General features: G+C 62.7%; 12 protein-coding genes. 3 read left to right on the forward strand and 9 right to left on the reverse strand.

Annotated elements, in window-relative coordinates; genetic code table 11:
- Positions 1–6 precede the first annotated feature (6 nt).
- From KZ686_RS18860 to KZ686_RS18870, 3 genes are all read right to left on the reverse strand, one after another.
- Complete coding sequence (locus tag KZ686_RS18860; RefSeq protein WP_265634887.1) at positions 7–1,323, reverse strand: hypothetical protein; 1,317 nt, start codon at positions 1,321–1,323, stop codon at positions 7–9.
- Between the two features lie 6 nt (positions 1,324–1,329).
- The gene (locus tag KZ686_RS18865) at positions 1,330–2,028 is read right to left on the reverse strand and encodes a hypothetical protein (protein ID WP_265634889.1); all 699 of its coding nucleotides are present in this window, start codon (positions 2,026–2,028) and stop codon (positions 1,330–1,332) included.
- Between the two features lie 380 nt (positions 2,029–2,408).
- Positions 2,409–2,846 (reverse strand): NUDIX domain-containing protein, encoded by a 438-nt coding sequence (locus tag KZ686_RS18870; RefSeq protein WP_265634891.1) that lies wholly within the window; start codon positions 2,844–2,846, stop codon positions 2,409–2,411.
- Positions 2,847–3,062: 216 nt separating this feature from the next.
- Here KZ686_RS18870 and KZ686_RS18875 point away from each other — a divergent pair, with 216 nt between their 5' ends.
- The 3 genes from KZ686_RS18875 to KZ686_RS18885 all read left to right on the forward strand — a co-directional run bounded on the left by KZ686_RS18875 (position 3,063) and on the right by KZ686_RS18885 (position 6,253).
- Positions 3,063–4,427, forward strand: a complete 1,365-nt coding sequence (locus KZ686_RS18875) for a porin (RefSeq protein ID WP_265634894.1) — start codon at positions 3,063–3,065, stop codon at positions 4,425–4,427.
- Between the two features lie 260 nt (positions 4,428–4,687).
- On the forward strand, positions 4,688–4,942 hold the full coding sequence (locus KZ686_RS18880) for a hypothetical protein (protein ID WP_265634895.1): 255 nt from the start codon (positions 4,688–4,690) through the stop codon (positions 4,940–4,942).
- Between the two features lie 219 nt (positions 4,943–5,161).
- Positions 5,162–6,253 (forward strand): cation diffusion facilitator family transporter, encoded by a 1,092-nt coding sequence (locus KZ686_RS18885; RefSeq protein ID WP_265634897.1) that lies wholly within the window; start codon positions 5,162–5,164, stop codon positions 6,251–6,253.
- 177 nt (positions 6,254–6,430) lie between these two features.
- Here the strand turns inward: KZ686_RS18885 and KZ686_RS18890 are convergent, their stop codons facing one another.
- The 6 genes from KZ686_RS18890 to flgH form a co-directional block, all read right to left on the reverse strand.
- Positions 6,431–13,015 carry a DUF3320 domain-containing protein gene (locus KZ686_RS18890; protein WP_265634899.1) on the reverse strand — a complete coding sequence of 2,195 codons (6,585 nt, stop codon included), beginning with the start codon at positions 13,013–13,015 and terminating at the stop codon, positions 6,431–6,433.
- A gap of 631 nt (positions 13,016–13,646) precedes the next feature.
- A complete protein-coding gene (gene flgL / locus KZ686_RS18895; protein WP_265634901.1) occupies positions 13,647–14,873 on the reverse strand; it encodes a flagellar hook-associated protein FlgL in 1,227 nt (408 codons plus the stop codon).
- A gap of 34 nt (positions 14,874–14,907) precedes the next feature.
- Positions 14,908–16,803, reverse strand: a complete 1,896-nt coding sequence (gene flgK, locus KZ686_RS18900; RefSeq protein ID WP_226109381.1) for a flagellar hook-associated protein FlgK — start codon at positions 16,801–16,803, stop codon at positions 14,908–14,910.
- Positions 16,804–17,032: 229 nt separating this feature from the next.
- Positions 17,033–18,037: a flagellar assembly peptidoglycan hydrolase FlgJ gene (gene flgJ / locus KZ686_RS18905; protein WP_265634905.1), complete on the reverse strand. Its 1,005-nt coding sequence runs from the start codon at positions 18,035–18,037 to the stop codon at positions 17,033–17,035.
- 16 nt (positions 18,038–18,053) lie between these two features.
- The gene (locus tag KZ686_RS18910; protein ID WP_265634907.1) at positions 18,054–19,229 is read right to left on the reverse strand and encodes a flagellar basal body P-ring protein FlgI; all 1,176 of its coding nucleotides are present in this window, start codon (positions 19,227–19,229) and stop codon (positions 18,054–18,056) included.
- Positions 19,230–19,237: 8 nt separating this feature from the next.
- Complete coding sequence (flgH, locus tag KZ686_RS18915; RefSeq protein WP_407648614.1) at positions 19,238–19,927, reverse strand: flagellar basal body L-ring protein FlgH; 690 nt, start codon at positions 19,925–19,927, stop codon at positions 19,238–19,240.
- Positions 19,928–19,929: the final 2 nt, after the last annotated feature.

Raw genomic sequence — 19,929 nt, forward strand, 5'->3', positions numbered from 1 at the left:
GCGGTTTCAGTTGCGACGGAATTCCCAGCCTTCCCGTACTCGCGTAAAGCACTGCGACAGGTGCGCGGCAAGTTGCGTGCGACGGGCCTCCGCGACGGCACATGCGTCCGATGCCGGATCGTTTCCGCAACCGGCCTTGATCGACTGGATTTTGGCTCGCAGTAGCGCGCGATCCTCGTACGTGCATGCCTTACCGCCAGCGATACCCCGCTCGTCCTCGGCGGACCGTTCGAACTCTCCATTGAGCAACGGCCAGAACATCCGATGCTGCGGGATCTGGACCGCCGCAATGCGACCCTGCAGGCCCGGCATCGCATTCAACGCCGCAGCGGACACCAGCCGCACATCGATGAAAGAGGTGAAATCCAGAGCGCACGATTTTGACCGTGCGTCAAACGACTGCGGAACGAGCGACAGCACGACCGACCGCACGTGGGGGCGGCGAATCCATATCTGCGTGGCGATCATGCGGATAACCGAAAACTTCGCGCCGGGTTCTTCGCCGATCTTCAAGCTGACGAGATCGGAAGCCTCGTCGTAAGCCCTGGCCGAAAACACGACCTCCGAAAGCTGAGGCGGCACCTCGGCATGGATGCGCAGATGACACGCGTTTTGGTCCTTTTCCCATTCCGGATCGAAGTACGCCAGACCACTGAGCCGGGCCGTGCGCGGCAGTACGGTCACTGGGTAGATTTGCCCGCCGATCTGCAGCGTAGCGGCAGACCGTTCTTCGAGGCCATCGAGCGACCGATGGGCCGCGACCGCGGTCAGGGCGGCGTGAATCGGAGCCAGGCGATCGTTGGGCAAGATCCCGCCCATGACGATCTCGAGCGTCGCGGCATCGAATCGATACCTTGCGGGCATCATGGCGCGATTCGAATGGCCACCGCTCCGGCGCTTGCCGGAGCGGTAGACGAACGTTCGCCCGCCATCGCGCAGCACCGGCGCCAGCGCCGTCATCACCGCCGCGCGATCTGCCGGCGTGTCATGCGTCAGCCGCACCGAGACGCGCGTAGCGGAGTAGCCGACCAGCGCCGTCAGGTCGCGCTGCAGCTGCGATTCCTTCGGGAATCGCACAAACACCGCCACCGCCAAGGCGACGATCACCGCGATCGTCACCCATCGCCAAATGGCAGTGAATCGGTTGTCTTGCGGTTGTTCCACGGCCAGCGCATGGCGATGTTGACGGGACCTTGCACGTGGGGCTCGTGTACGTCGCCAGCATGCGACCATCAGCCTGCCGATCTGATGGACGATTCCGCCGCCCACCAGTGGCAGGATGAGGATGGCAAGGATGAAGAGAATCGCGTGCAGCAGCGACATCGCAGATCACCCGAACCGGAAACCCTCCTCGTTATACTGCTCCATGTGCCGGGAGCCGGCAGGCGTGCAATCCTTGTCGAGGCTGCTGGGCACCGGGCTCCACTCTTCTCGCCATTCTCGCTGGTACCTCGCACCTGCGAACCACCACGCTTTCGCAACCTCACAATCGAAGTACTGGCATCCGTATTCGCCGCGCCAGCACCTGGCGCCATCGTTGCGCATTGAAATCAGCCGGTACGCGGTCCGGCTACCCCACAGCTCCCGAGTCCCTTCCTTATCGGAATGGATCACCCTTATGGGCTCCGAGGGATAGCTGAGGTCGAAGCGGTAATCAGTTTCGATCCGTTCCCCCTCCCGGGTAATCGAGTGCAAAACAGAAAAAGAGACCGGGTAACGGAACGCAAACAGCACACACAGCAACCACAAGCAGAGGGCAATCAGGACCGTATTGGCAGAACCACGCGGCCCCAGCTTCCACTTGGTGATGACGAACGCCACGGCGGTACACGCCAGAGCCAGGGTCCCAGGTACCAGCCAGCCGTTGAGAATCGTCGTCTCCCCCATGTGCCAGTCTTCCCCGCCGGCGACAATCGCCACCGCTGCAGCGAGGGAAAAAATCGCGCCCAATATCGTGGCGACTTTCGCTGTCGCACTTCGGGGGCTTTGGTCTCTTTGCTGACCGCTGTCAATTTGCTCCTGAAGCATGCGTCTCCCTTTTTTCATCAACACGCTGCCAAAGATCGGACTGTTTGGCAGCGAACAATTCAAACGAGCCCCGAAAAAATCGGCGAATACGGATACCTGATAGATGTCCGAATCAATGCGGTATTCGCGGATGGCAACTCATATTCACGCCGCCAGACGAATTGACCAATATTGAAACGATCGAAAGGATATCATCACCATCAGGCAAAACGAATTCGTGATCGCGACCCGCCCGATCGGGAATAAAAAACTAAGCTGGCAGCGATCCGATCGACCGGATCGGTACGAAAACTGGATGGCATTTCGGCCGAAAAGGGCGAGTCAAACGAATCCTGCCGGCGACGTCATGTCGTGGGACTGCCGACATGCCAGGTATTCGCTTACGGCCGGTGTTTTTCGGTGCTTGCCGCTACCACGCTCTGCGCCCACCGCAAAATCGGTCCGAAGCGCGGCGGCAGCAGTTCGAGCGCCGCGGCGAACGACACCCAGCGAAATTCGTGATGTTCCGGCCGTCCGAGCTCCGCGCTGAGCGGAAGGCTGACCTGCCCTTCGCAGGACAAGGCAATGTAGAAGCGCGCGACCTTGCCTTTGGCGTAGGGCTCGGTCTCACGATAGTCATCGCCCCAGGGCAATGTCAGCGCCGACAAACCCGTTTCCTCGGCGGTCTCGCGCAGTGCCGTCTCCAACAGCGCCTCACCAGGCTCCGGCCTTCCCTTCGGAAGGTCCCAATTGCGGTACGCGCGCAGGACCAGGCAACGCCATTGGCCTTCGATCCGACGCACCACCACCAGCCCCGCCGAACGGTTCGCGACCGTCATGTCTCCCTCCGCTTCTCCATCCGGTGACTGTAACCGATTGGCCAGATCGCATCGCTGTTCCGGCTTGTGGCGTTGCGCAGCACAGTGAGCGGAAATGACACACGGCATGCGGCGGACGGCGTTGCGGCCCCGTCGGCGCATCGCTGACCGATTCCGCAACAACTGTTCTCGTACGACGCATCGACCGGTCCTCGAACGCCGCGCCTCGCCACGCCCATGGCGAGTGTCCTGTTTCGTTTTGCCGCATCGATCGGCACGGCTGCTTCAAGCGTGCACATCGCTGCCTCACCGCGCCACAACCCTTCGATCTGCTGCTCTTCTTCCACTGCTCCGGCACGCCGCTTGCGCAATGCGCCCCGCCGGCAAACCGGCCGCATCAAATCAACAACACAAGAGGAGACATCCATGCAGAAGAAACACGCAACACCGAAACCGGGCCAACCATCCATCCGTCTCGCCTGCGTCATCGGCGCACTTGCCTGCGCCAGCCATGCGGGCGCGGCGGAGTTCCAGGCCGGCGACTGGACGCTGACGGTAGGCGGCAACATCAATGCCTTCTATACGACAAACTCGTGCTCGGGCGACAACATCGGCGGCCTCGCGCTTGGCAGCCGCGCGCTCGCTTGCGGCGGCAAGGACAACAGCACGGTCATCGGCAATGGCCTGCTGCCGAGCTATCTGTCCGTTGGCGCGAAGTCGCGCCAGGACGAGTACGATGTGGCCGCGCTGATCGGTATCGGCGCCGCAGCTGCCACCGGAGATGCCATCTCGCAGAACAACGTGGTGGACGTGCGCCAGGCCTACCTGACGTTCGGCAATGGCAGCATGGGCACGGTCAAGCTCGGTCGCGACTATGGGCTGTACGGCTACAACGCGATCATCAACGACATGACGTTGCTCGGCGTCGGTGCCGCGACGCGTGCCACGCAGCGCGGTCGCGTATCGCTGGGTCATATCGGCGCGGGCTACGCCTATGTCGGCACCTATGGCCAGTTCGTCTACACCACGCCGTCCTTCAGCGGCTTGTCCGTCGACGTGGCGGTGATGAGCCCGGTCGACCAGCAGCCCGTGATTGGCGTACCCGACTACACGGCGAAGAACACGCCGCAGTTCCAGGGCCGCGTCAATTTCGGCACCGACCAGTACAAGCTGTGGCTCGGCGGCAAGTCCCAGCGGCTCGAAGATGCTGCCGGAAGATCGCTGAACATGACTGCAGTGGAAGTCGGCGGCTCCGTGAACGCGGGGCGTTTTGGTCTGCTGGCAAACTTCCAGACCGGCAAGGGCCTGGGCATCCTTTCGGACGCCGACCAGGGCGACGTGCGGAGTTCGGCCTACCTTGTGCAAGGGACCTACAAGGCAACGGACCGGATCAAGCTGGGCCTTGGCTATGGCCAGAGCCGCAACAGCGACAACCCCGGGACCGGCCTCAAGTCCAACGCCAATCTCACCGCGGGCCTGTACTACAGCCTGACCAAGAGCATCACGCTGGTCGCCGAGGTCGGCGAGACGCGATCGAAGTCGTTCGACGGGCTGTCGGCAAGACAGCGGGGCGGCGCGTTGGGGGGCATCCTGTTGTTCTGATCGCAGGCGTGCGGCCCCAATGCCGCCGAGGTGAGGGCGGGCCAAGACCCGCCCCGGATGCGTTCCGCGGGCCGCCGCCATGCGGAAGCCGTCAACGTTCGACGCGACGCGCGCGTTATCGGACTGTCGGTCCCGATTTCGGCATCGAAGCGGGACGGAGCGCGTGGGCGGTGCCCGTGGCGCTTCCCCGCGACATCCGAAAGCCGACGCTGTCGGCCGTTTCGTATTGCAGTTCTCCCTTCGACCAAGGAGAAGACGTCATGCGCATTCCGTCCATCGGCAAACTGGCAGTATTCGCCGCCGCCATGTCCTTCCTGGTTTCTGGCACGATCCAGGCTCAGGCGGCATCCCCGGCGACACCAGCCACGCCTGCCAGCCCGGCCACGCCGGCAAAGCCCGCTGCGCCGGCTGCAACGAAAGACCATGCCACCAAGACCGCGAAGGCGAAGCATAAGCGGTCGCACCATGCCGTGCAAAAGGCGAAGTCCCATCGCAAGGAAAAGGCAGCCAGCTGACCATCAACCGCGGGGCGCCGGCCTGCGCGCAGGGCGCAATACCGGCGCAAGTCGAAGATGTCCGCCCGTCATTTTGGCGCGCGGAACACGGGCAGGCCCTGCCCCGACGTACGTTTTACATCGCAACAAGAACAATTTACCGGGCGGCGGACGGCCTTGAGTCGGTGCCGCCCCGCTCTGTGCCGCACCGGCAGGCCAAGGGCCGCTCGGGAACGCCTGTTGCATCACGACCCATTCATCAGGGTGGACGACCACCTTCGCACACCGAGCGGCGGCATCATCGCGAATGCGCCGCCGAGCAATGGGCAAATGGGCAATTGGCAAATGGGCACCATGATCGGCTACAAGGACTCCCCGCCTCGCGACCTCGCGCCGTCGTCAACGGGCAAATCCGCGAAATCTCCCATCGCCATTTATGGAGCGATCGCGGCCAACTCGGCCATTGCCATCACGAAATTCATCGTGGCCGGCCTCACGGGCAGCTCGGCAATGATCTCGGAGGCCATTCACTCCACGGTTGATACGGGCAACGAGGTCCTGCTGCTGATCGGGCTGGCGCGCAGCCGCCGTGCCGCCGATCCGCAGCATCCCTTCGGCTACGGCAAGGAACTGTACTTCTGGAGCCTGATCGTGGCGGTGCTGATCTTCGGCGTCGGCGGCGGCATCTCGGCGTACGAGGGCGTCCTGCACATGATGGATCCCGAGCCGTTGCGCGACCCACACTGGAACTACGTCGTACTCGCCAGCGCCGCGGTGTTCGAAGGCATCAGCTTCGTCATCGCCTTGCGCCAGTTCTACCGCGAAAAGGGCGACGTGCCGTTCTGGACCGCCCTGCGCGCAAGCAAGGACCCCACCACCGTCACCGTGCTCGCCGAGGATGCGGCCGCGCTGGCGGGCCTGGTGCTCGCCGCGCTCGGCGTATACGCCAGTCATCGCTGGAACATGCCAGTCCTCGACGGCGCCGCATCAGTGGCGATCGGCGTGCTCCTGGCCGGCGTCGCGACGGTGCTGGTGGTGGAGAGCCGCAGCCTGCTGGTCGGCGAGGGCGTGAACCGGGAGATGGCGCTGGGAATCCAGCGTCTCGCGCAGGAGGATCCGTGCATTGAACGTGCAGGCAGGCCGCTGACCATGCATTTTGGCCCCGACGACGTACTGGTCACGCTCGATGTGCAGTTCATGGCCGACGCCAGCCGCGACGACATGGCGCGTGCGGTGGAACGCGTCGAACGGCAGATCCGCGCTCGCTACCCTGCGGTCAGGCGCATCTACATCGAGGCGCGCCTGATGTCGGCCGGTACGTCCGGGGGATGAGCAGAACCTCATGCCGGTCGCCGGCCGAACACCGCTCGATCTATCGTGCCCGACGAGCGCTTCCGGGATATTCCAGCTATCGCAGGCTTGCTGCAGTCGGCAGCTCACCGTGTCGCGCGCGTGTGCTATGCCCCCGAACAAGCGAATGCGGCCCTTTTGTCCGTAGCTAATAGAATCCTACTTGGATTCTCCGGAGCTCCGCCACGCTACCATCAGTCGCTCTCGACTGGCCGCCCGCAGCTTGAGCAAACCCAACTCCCGCGCCATCAAGGTAAGCGCCGATTCTTCATCGTGCCCTTCTTGCCGCAACCGAGTGGCCAAGGACGTCAACTCGGAAATTGATATCTCGTCGACGGAACGGGCATTACCGAGGGGAGATCGCCGAAAGCCGATACTACTGACACCGCCACTGGCTTTCGGCCAGAAGAACACACCGACATCCTCCTTGTGGGCGGCGAAGTGTACTTCAGCAAGCCGAACCACCCGATCCTGAATACGTGAGCCCGTACGAGTCCAGCTATGGGCGCGCGCAATGCGGCGTGCAAGGACCTCATCTCGGACCGGGCCTTCGACGTTGATGACATGCTCGATCATGCCAAGAAGAGTCGAATCATACGCCCCGTCAAAAAACGCATCCGGATCTATGGCGTGGCCAGCAGACGCCAAATCGGCCTCAACAAAAATCGCGTCCACGTCGATGCTAGGCGAAGAAGTCGCCGTTTGATTAAACGCATAAACCGATCGGCTCTTTTCGACAATCTCGCTGCCTACTACGATCTCGCCAACCGAAATAGACGCTTCCGATAACTCCACAGTGGACTTTGTTCTGGCGGCCTCGATTGCAGCCTCGGCAAGCCGCTCCGCTTGCTCTTCCTGAGCTGCACGGGCGCCGCGTTTTTTTGTCAAAAGGTCCGATAGACGCAGATGAATTTTCTCAGCTGTGCCGTCTGCATCGATCCACCAATCCGTGGACCAAATGCGAACGATCCCCCATCCGAGTCCGCGCAGCACTTGTTCACGTAGCTTGTCACGGTCACGGGCGGTTGCCGAACGATGATAGGTCGCGCCGTCGCATTCCACGCCCGCGAGGTACGCACCCGGCGCGTCGGGGTCTACAACGCCAAGGTCCACGCGGAAGGACGACACCCCGACTTGTGTATGTAAGTTCCATCCCTTCGCCGTCAGTGCTGCATGCACAGCCTGTTCAAATGGACTGTCAAAGCCGCCCAAGCTCCCAGCGACTGCCTCGCCAAGGGCCCGAGCCCCCCGTTCCGCAAATTCCATGAAATGCTTGAGGTCGCGAACGCCTGCCGCTTGGGTACGCGATAGGTCCAACTGCTCCGGACGCAAGCTGGAGAACACCCGAAGCTCGTGTCTAGCGCGGGTGATGGCAACGTTGAGTCTGCGCTCGCCACCCTGCTTGTTCATAGGGCCGAAATTCATCGAGGGCTCGCCGCTTACGGTCGGGCCATAAGTAAGCGAGAAGTACATGATGTCGCGCTCGTCGCCCTGAACGCTCTCGAGATTCTTGACGAAAACCGGCTCCAACTCGGTATCCATGAAGAACGATTCGATGGTGGCGTCTTTGCGTCGCTCTTCGTCCAAAAGGTCCAAGATGAGCGTTTGCTGCTCGGAGTTAAACGTGACAACTCCTACAGTCAAACCGGACTCACGGAATCCCGGCTCCTTCAACCGTGAGACGAGGTCAGCGACCAGAGCCTTCGCTTCGGGCTTGTTGATACGCGCCCCGCCCTTTTCGTACAGACCATCGCTGACGAGGTGGAAGCTGACGGCGCGATCGGTCGTTACGGGCGACGGGAATGTTACGAGACCACCTTCGTAATAGCGATGATTGGAGAATGCGATGAGGCTCTCATGGCGGCTACGGTAGTGCCAAGAGAGATTTCGTGTGGGGAGGTTCGCCGCAATACACTCGTCCAGGATACTTTCGAGGTCACTCTCGACGTCGATGTCTTCCGAATCCGATTCGGCACGATCGAAGAAGCTCGTCGGAGGAAGTTGCTTCGGGTCGCCTACCATTACGACCTGTTTGCCGCGCGCGATGGCGCCGATGGCATCCCATACCGGGATCTGCGACGCTTCGTCAAAAACTACGAGATCAAAATCGGCGGAGTCAGACGATAGGTATTGAGCGATGGACAACGGACTCATCAATAGGCAAGGTGCCAAGGACAACACTGCGCCGGGCGCCTGACTCATCAGTTCCCGCAACGGCAAATGCTTGCTCTTCTTGTTCATCTCGTAACGAAGGACACCCCACTCCGAGTCGCGAGACACGCTTTGCTGTGATGGGAGTCCGGAAGAAAGCCGCGCCCGTACCCACGATTGAGTTAGCTTGGTAAAGCGTTCGTCAAGTTCGCGGAAGTCACGAATACGCTTCTCATGTTCAGCGGACACGAAATTACGAAGAACGTCATCGGCGTCTACGACCGCGTTTAGCCACCAGCGCGCGTAGGCCACATCGAACATCTCACGAATATCTCCGCCCGCAACAGCCCCGTGCTCCACGGCAGCAACCAAAGGGGCGAGACCGAGTGCGATGGCGTGGCTACGCGCTTTGCGCCATGCGCACCACGCGTTCAACCGACCTTGCGAATGGATCACGCGCGCTGCCTTCTCGGCGATCTCCGCCGGAGCCACCGCGTGGAAAGCGCTATCGTTGCCCGCTAGGCCGCTGGCAATTGCAAAGTCGCTGACTACCGCATCAAGAGAAGCCTTGGCTTCCACGTAGCGTTCGCCTGCGACAGCCACAGGGCCGCCCGCTTCCAACAGCATGTTACCGGCTCCCAGCAGACGGCCCACGCTGTCACGTACCGCCGTCGCTCCTTCCGAAGTCTCGGCAAGTGGCGCCAAGGCAGTTAGTAGTGACGTGAAGAAGGCTTGAACGGCAGCGACGTCTTCTGACTTGGTTCGGAGTCCGTTCCAGAGATTCGAGGTTTTGTACGCCAGATCCGCGAACCCGTGGAGCTCCTGTTCCAAGCGGACGAGCTGGCGCATGCTAGCAAGGGTCCGAGCGGGTCCCTCACCGCATCTTCCCGTCTCCACGGCGCTCAGGCCACTGTCCGTCCATTTGCTCCCTGACTTGGCATCTTGGAGAACCGACTGGTAAGCAGCAAATGATATCGCTGCAGTCAAGTCCGTCTGATAGCCGGCCCACACGCCCGGCATATCGGCTGCAACGGATGCCAAGCGGGAAAGCTGAGCATCTAGATTCCGCAACTCCCGCATCCGAACAAGGTCGGCGCGAGCAATGTCACCACAGGCGCCCTGCGCAACGGGTTCAAGTCCGACGTCTTCCCATTCCAATCGACTACGAGCCGCACGAAGCGCATTTTGGAAAGAAATGGATGCGCGAGCGATGTCCACATCCGTTTCCAGTGAAGACCATACCCCACCAGTCGAGTGCTTGAGGTCCGTGATAGCGATGACCTGCGTTCGAAGGTCATCAATCTTGACCAAGCGCTGAACGTCGTTCTCGACATTGGGCTCGCCGGGACCGTCTGCGGCCTCCTTCAGCTTCTTGATAAGAGTCTTGCGTTTTATCCAGCTCATGGGCCATGCGGCTGCTTCGACCTCGTGCAGGTCAGCCTGAAGCCCTTTGATAAAGGCGGTGGTCAGCTTCGACTTGTAAGGCACCGAGAGATTGCGTATCTCTTCCGCTATCGCGGAAACTAACCCCAAACCACGTTGAAGCCTATCGACGACCGTGGCGGGCCACGGCTCAGCAAGTTGGGCGGTGAGCTCACAATGCCGGGTGAGAGCCGCAATAGCCAGGTTAATATTCTCCACGCGCTGGGAATCAAGCGGCACCGGCAGTGCGGCGTGTAGTTCGGTATATTGCCGGACCAGGTCAACGCTCTTGTGTAGGCCTTCAAGAATCTGCCTAGCGTCCGGCTTCAACACAAACTGCCAATCGCGCCCTGCCGCATCCGGAAGTATCTTGGCCAGCAACGCTAATGCGGACCGGACCTTCTCGTCCAATGCAATCTCGGGCAATCCGGCCGCGCGAATGTAATCCGCGGCAGCCTCGTTATACATCTCGACCACAGGCCGCACAGCCGCTGCTTTGGACAGCAGTGTCGATTGCCATCCCGGAGACCACTCGCTATGGACTACGTGGGCCAAGGGCGACGTCGTCAGATTGCGCTCACCGACCGCAGTCACGTTAACATCCAACAGGTCAGCGGCCTCGCGTAGCTTGTTCAGCGCGGTGCGATCATGCGACTCTGCAGCCGGCCATGATAGTTCGATCAAAGGTAGGCCATTTCCGCCCACAACCAAACCAATTGCCTCATATGCGCTCATTCCGTTGGAATGGCGAACATGGAGACGCTCGACATAACGATTCAGTTGTGCGCGTACCGTGCCCAACCGTTCCGCTTCAGCGAGCCAGTCCTCCGGCTCAACTGCATTAGCTGCATCCCATGATTTTCGCAGCTGCTCAAGCACCTCAAACTTTCGTGCCTTGCTGGAATGCAGCTCAAGGCAAAAGTGTCCAAGACCGACATCCCTCAAACGCCGATAGACAACATCCAGGGCTGCCATCTTTTCGGAGACGAACAGCACTCGCTTATGTTCGGCCAAGCATTGCGCGATGAGGTTTGCAATGGTCTGACTCTTGCCAGTACCCGGGGGACCGATGAGCACAAAATCCTTCCCCTTGCTTGCAGCGGCAACAGCGGACAGCTGCGAGGAGTCCGCTGGGAGCGGACAGAACATGTTCTGCGGAGGGAGTTCCCGATCAAGGTCCCTTGCTTGCGGAAACTCAATTGAGCTTGGATAGACTTCACGTGGCGTCTCGATGAGATGCTTGACGACCGGGTTCCGCTTCAGTTGATCCGTCCGCTCGACCAGGTCTTTCCACATCAGGTACTTGGCGAACGAGAACGTCGAAAGCACGACATCGTCCACTACTTCCCAGCCCTTAATGTCCTTAACGGCATCCGAAACGGTGTTCCAGATGGCCGCCACATTGAGACCGGCGTCGTCTTTCGGCAACTCACCCTCGACCACGTCCAACGACAGGTCAAAGTCCTGGCGAAGCATCTCAACCAGCGTTGGATTAAAACGCGGTTCGTCATCGTGTAGAAGGATGCTGAAACCCGATCGCGCATTTTTACGCTCGAGACTCACTGGCACCAGAATGAGTGGTGCTCGGAAACGCTTACTATCAGTGTTGTCCTGAGTCCACGACAAAAATCCCAATGCCAAGAACAAGGTATTGGAGCCGCCCTCCTGAAGCGCAGCCCGAGACGAGCGATATAGGTCCGTTAGCCGACTCTCCATGTCGTCGGGCGAGATACCGACGAAGACTTCTTTCCGTTTGAGCGCATCCAGGGCATGCTGGCGGCGAAGATTCTCCCGCTCTCGTGCTTCGTGGATGGCCTGGCTGCGCGGATCGTTACCGTCCATTAGGTCCGGTCGCGGTAGCAGCTTGATGGCGTGCCCCTCGGACAACAAGTCTTCCAGCTCGTTGGGATGCGGCGCATCCAGCTTGACCGCCTTCTTCGTCGCCTTGAAGTTCAGCAGATTGTTCCGCAAAGAGAGGTCCAGCAGCTTGCGCTGCCAGCGCGTCAGCCGGTCTTCCGGCCGTTCGGAAACAACCTTAGCTGAGCTCTGATGCAAATCTTCAGGTAGGTCCGGAGCTTCTTCAAACTCGGGCTCTATAACGTCTTCCTGAGCCGGCACGTCCTTGGCCGCGACCACCTCGCTGCTTGCCAAAGGTTTGATCCGTTGGAGGCGAGCCCGTCGAACATCAACGGCGAGCTCAAATTTCTCCTCTTCGACTTCCGAGATATGTTCTGCACCCTTTTCGGCGGCATAACTGAACTTCGGTAGCGGACGATGCGTCGCCAGCGTAGTTTCAAAGAGCACCAACTCCTTCAGCCGAACGCGCTTACGCAAGGCGGTAACATCGTCAACGACGGCAGTAGTGAACTCTTCTTCCTTCAGCCATACGCCAGCAAAAGCGTGCCCGCGTGTGAAAACGACGATAGGGTGGAGTCCCGCCTGTTCCAGCGCGGCACAGAACAACAGTGTGAGATCCAGGCAAGTTGCCAAACCGGACTCTGTAATCTGCGCGGGACCTCGTACTTTTTGCCCGCTCTGCTCGAAGCTCGCTGGCGGAAGAGCATAATCCAACCCCATGGATCCGACGGCCGTCCACACTGCGGAGGCGAGCTCCCAAGCCCGCTTAGCTCCGCTCACGTAGCCGTCGATTGCGCCACTCTTCCCTGCCTTGCGAAGAACCTCCGATGTCTGCTTCAACAGCCGTTCTACAGCCGGCTCGTTGGGCTGAACGAATGCCGCGACCATATCTGGCAGGTACGAGATTCCGCCCCATTGGTTTCGGGGTAGTAGCTCAACGGGAAACTCCGCGACGGCCAGTTCAAGATCCTCTTTCAGGAGCTGGAACCTTACTACCGCTTTCTCGGCTTCCGTCAGCCTGCCTAGCAGCGGTCCGTCAATAGGGATATCGAGGTCGGAGATGCGAACAGCCTGTTCCGCTCCAAGCCGATCAAGGTGCCACGTCTTCGATTTGACGAAAGCAGGCTCGGAGGTGGCGACTAGGCGCAATGACTGATAGTCGGCCTTCGTGTCGTTTAATACAGTGAGTTCGCGGATTGCCGGGACGGCGTTCTGAAAGTCCGCCAGATTGATCTTGCCCGCCAGTGTAGCGGCGATCTTCACGCCCGACGGCTCTGCAGCCGCCGGCGCTTCCTCAATATTCACGTTGTCCATTCCAGCCCGCCCCAAAATGCTTAACCTGTTCCGCGCACGAACAGGAAGCCGCAATCCCATTGAAATCGGCGAAGCTGGATACCGTTCAGGCATTGCATCCAAACGAATACATTATTGCCTGAACCATAGTCGCTGGCCGAATCTTGGTATTTTCCAGTCTGCGGGAATCTTGGCACAGTTTGGCCGCACGTTCCATACCACATTCGGGGTGTGCGAAGTAAAAAATTCCCCCGACGCATGGCTATTTCGTAGCTGCCGACCAACCGTCAAGTTGGATGCTTTGAACACACCGGTCTTACTCGCCGTGCGCCGCGGCTCGAACTGAACGAGGAATACTGCTTTCTGTGGGCGTGTACTGCAATGCGTGGAGGCGAATCTGTTCTAACGACCTCGACCGGATAGACCTGACAGAAAGTCGTACGCGCGCTGATGTTGACCTGAAAAGGAAAGACCGCAGGCCTGATTCGGCCTGCGGTCTTCGCGAGGCGAGGCGACGTCTTGAAAACTCCGAGCTACTCCCATCCCCCGCGGAAATGTCATAGCTCTCAGGGCCCTAACCGGCCTCCTAATTGAAAGATCCGATAATGCAGAGGCCGCGACGTTTTGCCAACGGCCCCGTGCACACAGTTCCTTACCGCAGGTAATTGAACAGATTCATCCCCTGAATCTGCATGAACGACTGCTGCGCCGCCTGCAGCGCCGTCTGGCGCTGGTAGTACTCGGCAATGGCCGACGCATAGTCCAGATCCTGCAATCCCGACAGCGTCTGCTCGTAGTTCAGGTCGCGATTGGCACCGATGGTGTCGAGCGCATCGAGTTCCTGCATCCGCGAGCCGACCGACGCGCGTACCGTCAGCACGTTGTCGAGCGAGTTGGACATCTTGCGGTTGGCGGTTGCCAGGGCGTTGTCGAGCCGCGCGCGATCGGCTTCGGTGGTCACAGGTTGCTTCAGCGCATCGATGGCCGCCTTGATGTTGGCGAAGATGTCGGTGCCGGCCTGCTTGGCCGGAGCCAGCGTCATCGAGTCGCCGTTGGCCGGCGCGCCCTTGACGGTGAACGACACGCCGCCGAACTGGATCGCATCGCCGGCGACGTACGGGGTCGCGGGCACGATGGCCGTGGGCGGCACGGCGCTGTTGTCGGTGACGGTGTAGCTGGTATTGCCGGCGCCGTCGACGGCGAAGTCGATCGAGAACGCGTGGCCGTACAGCGGGTCGGTCGGGTCGGTGACCGACAGCGCGCCGTAGAGCGCCGTGCCGGTGTTGCCGCCGTCGGCGGTCATCACGTAGTCGGCCGAGCCGGTGACGCTGAGGAACACATCGCGGCCGTTGTCGCCTGCGGCCATCTGGCGGGCGACGTCGACCTGCAGCAGTTGCGAGCCGGTGTCGCCGACGTATTGCACCGTGCCGCCATTGGCAGCGAACGGCGGCGTGCCCGACTTGAAGCCGGCAAACAGGTACTGGCCGTTGCCGTCGTCGGCATTGGCCAGGCCCAGCAGCTGCTCGTAGTTGCTCTGCAGTTCGGCCGCGATCGACGCCCGGTCGGCGTTGCTGATGGTGCCGTTGCCGCCGGAGACGATCAGCGTCTGCACGTTCTGGATCGTGGTGATCACGCTTTGCAACGTCTTTTCCTCAAGCGCCAGGCTGATGTTGGCCTGGGTGCGCGAGGTCGCGTACTGCTCGTTGACGGCGCCGGCCTGGGCCACGCCCAGTGCGCGCGTGGCGGCGATCGGATCGTCGGACGGGTTCAGCACACGGCGGCCGGTGCCGAGCTGCTGCTGCACGTGCAGCAGCGAGGACTGCTGGCCGTTCATCGCGGACAGGCCGAGCTGGTAGAACGTGGAAGTGGCGACACGCATGATGGTTTCCTGGTCTCGGTAGGCGGGCGGCCCGTCAGCGGATATTGATGATGGCGTCGAACAGCGACGAGGCGGTCTGGATCACCTGGGCGCTCGCCTGATAGAGCTGCTGGAAGCGCAGCAGGTTGACGGTTTCCTCGTCCATGTTGACGCCGGAGACCGACTGCTGGGCGGTACGCACCTGCGTCGTGATGCTGTTCTGCGAGGTCGATGCGATATTGATCGACTTGGTGCGGCTGCCGATGTCGTTGACCAGCTGGGCGTAGGCGTCATTGAAGCTCGACACGCCGTTGATGGTCTTGGCGGTCTGCAGCTTGGCCAGCACCAGCGCATTGCCGTTGTCGGACGAGCCGCCGACATTGGAGCCGATGGTGAAGCTGTCGCCGACCTTGGGCGCGCCGTCGAAGCTGACCGTCACGCCGTCGAACGTATATTCGACCGCGCTGCCGTTGGTCACCGGGCCGGCGTCCGGCGTCACCGGATTGCCGGCGGCGTCGGCGAACGTATAGGCGGTGCCGTCGAAGGTCGCGACGATCTTCGAGGGCGGCACGTTGAAGCCCTGCGCGACGTTGCTGACCTTGGCGGTGCCCGTGCCGACATTGGAGGCGCTGCTTTCGGCCAGCACCGGCGAGGCGGCGGCGACCTTGGCGGGATCGGTGATGATCAGGTCAAACGAACCCGCGACATTGCGGGTCGGCTGGATCTGGAAGCTGTCGCCGGCGCCCATGGTGCCGCCGACCGTGATGCTCAGGCCGTCAGCCGTGAAGGTCGGGCCGGCGCCGCTGGCGACCACCTCGTTGTCGGACATCCGCACCAGGCTGTAGCTGGTGCCGTCGTACGTCACCGTGTAGTCGCTGGTGGTCAGCGCGGTCGCATCGGCAATCGTGGCGGCAACGGTACCGGTGCCGGTATTGCGGGTGTTGCCGATCACCGTCGGCGAGCCCAGCGCGAACATGTCGCCGCCGATCTGGCCCTTCAGGTCCATGCCGAGGCGGTGCTGCGCGTTGAAGGTCTGGCCGATCGCCAGCGACAGGCGGCCGATCGCGTTTTGCGCGGCGTCGAGCGTCTCGCTGCGGAACTGCATCAGGCCGCCGATGCTGCCGCCGCTGAAGAGCGTGTCATCCATCTCGATCGCGGTACCGTCCGGCAGCGTATAGGCGATGCCCATGCGCGAGGGGTCGGCCGACGAACGCACGGCCTTCAGGTCGTACGAGTTGGCGCCGACCACCAGCGGCTGGCCGTTGCCGACGAACACGTTGTAGCTGCCGCCGTCCTGCGCGACCACCTTGACGCCGACGACCTTGTTCATCTGCGCGATCACTTCATCGCGCTGGTCCAGCAGGTCGTTGGGGGGCTGGCCGCCGCTGGCCGCGGTGGCCTTGGCGATTTCGCTGTTCAACGAGGCGATCTGCTTGGCATAGGCGTTCACCTGCGTGACCGAGCTCTGGATCTCGCTGTTGATGCCTTCCTGCTGGTTCTGGAAGTACGAGGCCGCGGAACGCAGCTGGCCGGCCAGCGACTGAGCGGCGTTCAGCATGTTCTGGCGCACCGCGGTATCGCCCGGCTTGTCGGCCACGCCCTGCACCGCGGCGAAGAATTTCTGCATCAGCGGCGCGATGCCGCCCTTCTGGTCGGCCAGCAGGCTGTCGATCTGGCTGATCTGTTCCGAGTACGTCGCCAGATGGGCGCTCGACGTTTCGGCGCTGCGCAGCTGGCTGGTCAGGAATTCGTCGTAGACACGCATCACCGTGGTGGTGGTCGAGCCCTGGCCGAAGAAGCCCTGGCTGGTGTACTGCCCGCCCGACGAGGCGATGATGGTGTTCTGGCGCGTGTAACCGGCGGTCGCCGCGTTGCTGACGTTGTGGCCGATGGTCGTCAGCGCGTTCTGTGCCGTGTTCAGGCCGGACAGGCCGATATTGAAGAGAGACATGCACTAGCCCCGGATTCTGTTGGTCGCCATGGCCGCGCGATGCAGTCGCGACCGTGGCGGTGGATGAGGGTGGTAACGGCAGTTTTGGCGGCGGACTTTAGGGATCGGGGCTTGCTTTTTGGACCTGGCGGCACAGCGGCCGTCACTTGCCCTCTCCCCGCCGCTCTCCCGCGGACGGGAGAGCGGCGAGAACCGGTGGTGGCCTTCGGCAGGGCACCGGCGGCCGGCCTTAGACCGGCACCTTCTTCATGATCCGGACCAGCTTGGCGCCGTACTCGGGATCGGTGGCATAGCCGGCGCGCTGCAGGCCGTGGGCGGCTTCCTCGGCCGAGCCGGCCGATACCACGCCGGCATAGCGCGGATTGTTCGCGAGCAGCCGCGCGTAGTCGGAGAAGGCTTCCTCGTACGAGCCATAGGCGCGGAACTTCGCCTTGATCTTCTGCGGCTGGCCGTCAACGTATTCGGTGGTGGTGATCTCGGCGACCGGGCCCTTCCAGTTCGCACCGGCCTTGATGCCGAACACATTGTGGGTCGTGCTGCCGTCCGCATGCGTGATCTCGCGGCGGCCCCAGCCGGATTCGAGCGCGGCCTGGCCAAGGATCAGCCGTGCCGGCACGCCGCTGGCGCGCGAGGCGGTCACGGCGGGCCCGGCCATGCGGCTGACGAAGGCGCTGATATGGGCGGGCGTGTCCTCGGGCATCGCCGCGCCGCCCTGCCACTGGCCGGTTTGCTGCGCCTGGTACTGGCGCAGGCCGGCGGTGGGATTCCAGTTGCAGCCGGGCACCACGGTGCCGGCGCGCGGCACCTGCTCGTCGTCGCCGGCGGCTGCGGTGCTGCGTCCGTCCAGCAGAGGACCGAGCGTGCCGGCCACCTCGTCCATGCGGCTGGCGGCGGTGGCCTCCGGCGGCAGCGGCTGGCCGCTGGCACGCGCCAGCTGGCGCGCCATGACTTCGGCCAGGCCAATGCCCTTGGACGACAGGTGCTGGGCCAGCTGCTGGTCCAGCATCGACATATATAGCTTGGTCTGCTCGTTGTCGAACAGTCCGTCCTGCGGCGTCGCCTCGCGCATGCTCTTGAGCACCATCTGCGTGAAGACGGCCTCGAACTGCCTGGCGGCCGCCTTCAGCGTGTCGGCGCTGCCGTCGCGCGCGCTCTGCTTCAGCGCTTCGAATCCCTGCGTGTCGAGCGCGAAGCGCTGCGACAGATCGGCTTGAGCGTGGATCGGTTGGCTCATGCGATGGCCCGTGCGATCAGATGATTTCGAGCTCGGCGCGCAGCGCGCCCGCCGCCCGCATCGCTTCCAGGATGGTCTGCAGATCGGCCGGTGTCGCGCCCAGCGAGTTCAGGCCGCGCACCACCGCCGACAGCGAGGCGCCGGCGCGCACCAGCTGCAGCGAGCCGCCGTCGCGCTTCAGGTTGATCTCGGAGACCGGCGCCACCACGGTTTCGCCGCCGCTGAACGGGGCCGGCTGGCTGATCACCGGCTGCGTATTGATGACCACCGACAGGTTGCCGTGCGCGATCGCGCAGTCCTGCACGGTGACGTCCTGGTTCATCACGATCGAGCCGGTGCGGGCGTTCAGGATGACCTTGGCCGCGGCACGGGCCGGCGTGACGTCGATGTTCTCGATGCGCGCCAGCATCGCCACGCGCTGCGACGAGGCCTGCGGCACGCGCACCTGCACCACGCGCGCGTCGAGCGCGCTCGCCACGCCGCCGCCCAGGTTGCGGTTGATCGCCTCGACCACGCGCTCGGCGGTGCCGTAGTCCGAGCTCTTGAGCTCGAGCGTCAGCACGCCGTTGTCCGCCTGGAACGCCGGCACCGCGCGTTCGACGATGGCGCCGTTGGCGATGCGGCCGACCGCCAGCTGGTTGATCTGCACCTTGCTGCCGTTGGCGGACGCGCCCGCGCCGCCGACCAGCAGATTGCCCTGCGCGATCGCATAGACCTGGCCGTCGGCGCCCTTGAGCGGCGTCATCAACAGCGTGCCGCCGCGCAGGCTCTTGGCATTGCCCATCGACGACACCACGATGTCGATCTGGCTGCCCGGCTGTGCGAACGGCGGCAGCGTCGCGGTCACCATCACCGCGGCCACGTTCTTGAGCTGCATGTTGCGGCCGGCCGGCAACGTGATGCCCAGCTGCGACAGCATGTTGCTCAGGCTCTGCGTGGTGAACGGCGTCTGCATGGTCTGGTCGCCGGTGTTGTCCAGACCGACCACCAGGCCGTAGCCGACCAGCGGGTTGTCGCGCACGCCCTGGATGGTGGCCAGGTTCTTCAGGCGCTCGGCATGGGCCGCGCCTGCCGGCAGCAGCAGGCCGAGCGCGAGCGCAAGCGCGAGCAGCGGCAGGAAGCCCGGCGTCGAGATGCCGGGACGGCTGGAGCGGAAACTACCGCGGAGGCAAACAGCCAGGCGCAAAGACATGACGCGATTCAGAACGGTGAAACGTTGAGGAAGAAGCGCTGCAGCCAACCCATGTTCTGCGCTTCGTCGATATAGCCCTTGGCGGTGTACTCGATGCGCGCGTCGGCCACCTGGGTCGACGGCACCGCGTTGTCGCCGGTGATCGTGCGGGGATTGACCACGCCCGAGAAGCGGATGAATTCCGCGCCCTGGTTGATGGCCATCTGCTTCTCGCCGGAGACCACCAGGTTGCCGTTGGCCAGCACCTCGATCACGGTGACCGTAATGGTGCCGTTGAAGGTATTGGCCGCGCTGGAACCGCCGCTGGAGCGGATCCCGTTCTCGCCGCTGATGTTGGCGTTCTGGCTGGCGCCGAACAGGCCGCCGAGCGCGCGGGGCACCGCGTCGAAGGCCAGCGCCGCGTTGCTGGTGCGCGAGGCGTTGGTGCCCGAGTTCTTCGACGCGTTGACGTTCTCGCTGATCACGATGGTCAGGATGTCGCCGACATTGCGTGGGCGGCGATCCTCGAACAGCGGGTTGCCGGCGTAGGAGTTCTGATAGATCGAGCCGGTCGGCGCGATCGTCGGCCGCTGTTCGGCCCGGGCCGTGGTCGGCATCTGCACCAGCGGCTCGCGCGGCACCAGCGCGCAGCCGGTGACCAGCAGCGGCCCGAGAATGCAGGCCAGACGGCAGGCCGACCGGCCCAGACGGAACAGCATGG

Source organism: Cupriavidus cauae, assembly GCF_026210475.1.
Taxonomy (GTDB): domain Bacteria; phylum Pseudomonadota; class Gammaproteobacteria; order Burkholderiales; family Burkholderiaceae; genus Cupriavidus; species Cupriavidus cauae.

Coding starts and splice junctions, on each gene's coding strand:
- KZ686_RS18860 (WP_265634887.1), bottom strand. CDS start 1,323: ATGTCGCTGCTGCACGCGATTCTCTTCATCCTTGCCATCCTCATCCTG.
- KZ686_RS18865 (WP_265634889.1), bottom strand. CDS start 2,028: ATGCTTCAGGAGCAAATTGACAGCGGTCAGCAAAGAGACCAAAGCCCC.
- KZ686_RS18870 (WP_265634891.1), bottom strand. CDS start 2,846: ATGACGGTCGCGAACCGTTCGGCGGGGCTGGTGGTGGTGCGTCGGATC.
- KZ686_RS18875 (WP_265634894.1), top strand. CDS start 3,063: ATGGCGAGTGTCCTGTTTCGTTTTGCCGCATCGATCGGCACGGCTGCT.
- KZ686_RS18880 (WP_265634895.1), top strand. CDS start 4,688: ATGCGCATTCCGTCCATCGGCAAACTGGCAGTATTCGCCGCCGCCATG.
- KZ686_RS18890 (WP_265634899.1), bottom strand. CDS start 13,015: ATGGACAACGTGAATATTGAGGAAGCGCCGGCGGCTGCAGAGCCGTCG.
- flgL (WP_265634901.1), bottom strand. CDS start 14,873: ATGCGTGTCGCCACTTCCACGTTCTACCAGCTCGGCCTGTCCGCGATG.
- flgK (WP_226109381.1), bottom strand. CDS start 16,803: ATGTCTCTCTTCAATATCGGCCTGTCCGGCCTGAACACGGCACAGAAC.
- flgJ (WP_265634905.1), bottom strand. CDS start 18,037: ATGAGCCAACCGATCCACGCTCAAGCCGATCTGTCGCAGCGCTTCGCG.
- KZ686_RS18910 (WP_265634907.1), bottom strand. CDS start 19,229: ATGTCTTTGCGCCTGGCTGTTTGCCTCCGCGGTAGTTTCCGCTCCAGC.
- flgH (WP_407648614.1), bottom strand. CDS start 19,927: ATGCTGTTCCGTCTGGGCCGGTCGGCCTGCCGTCTGGCCTGCATTCTC.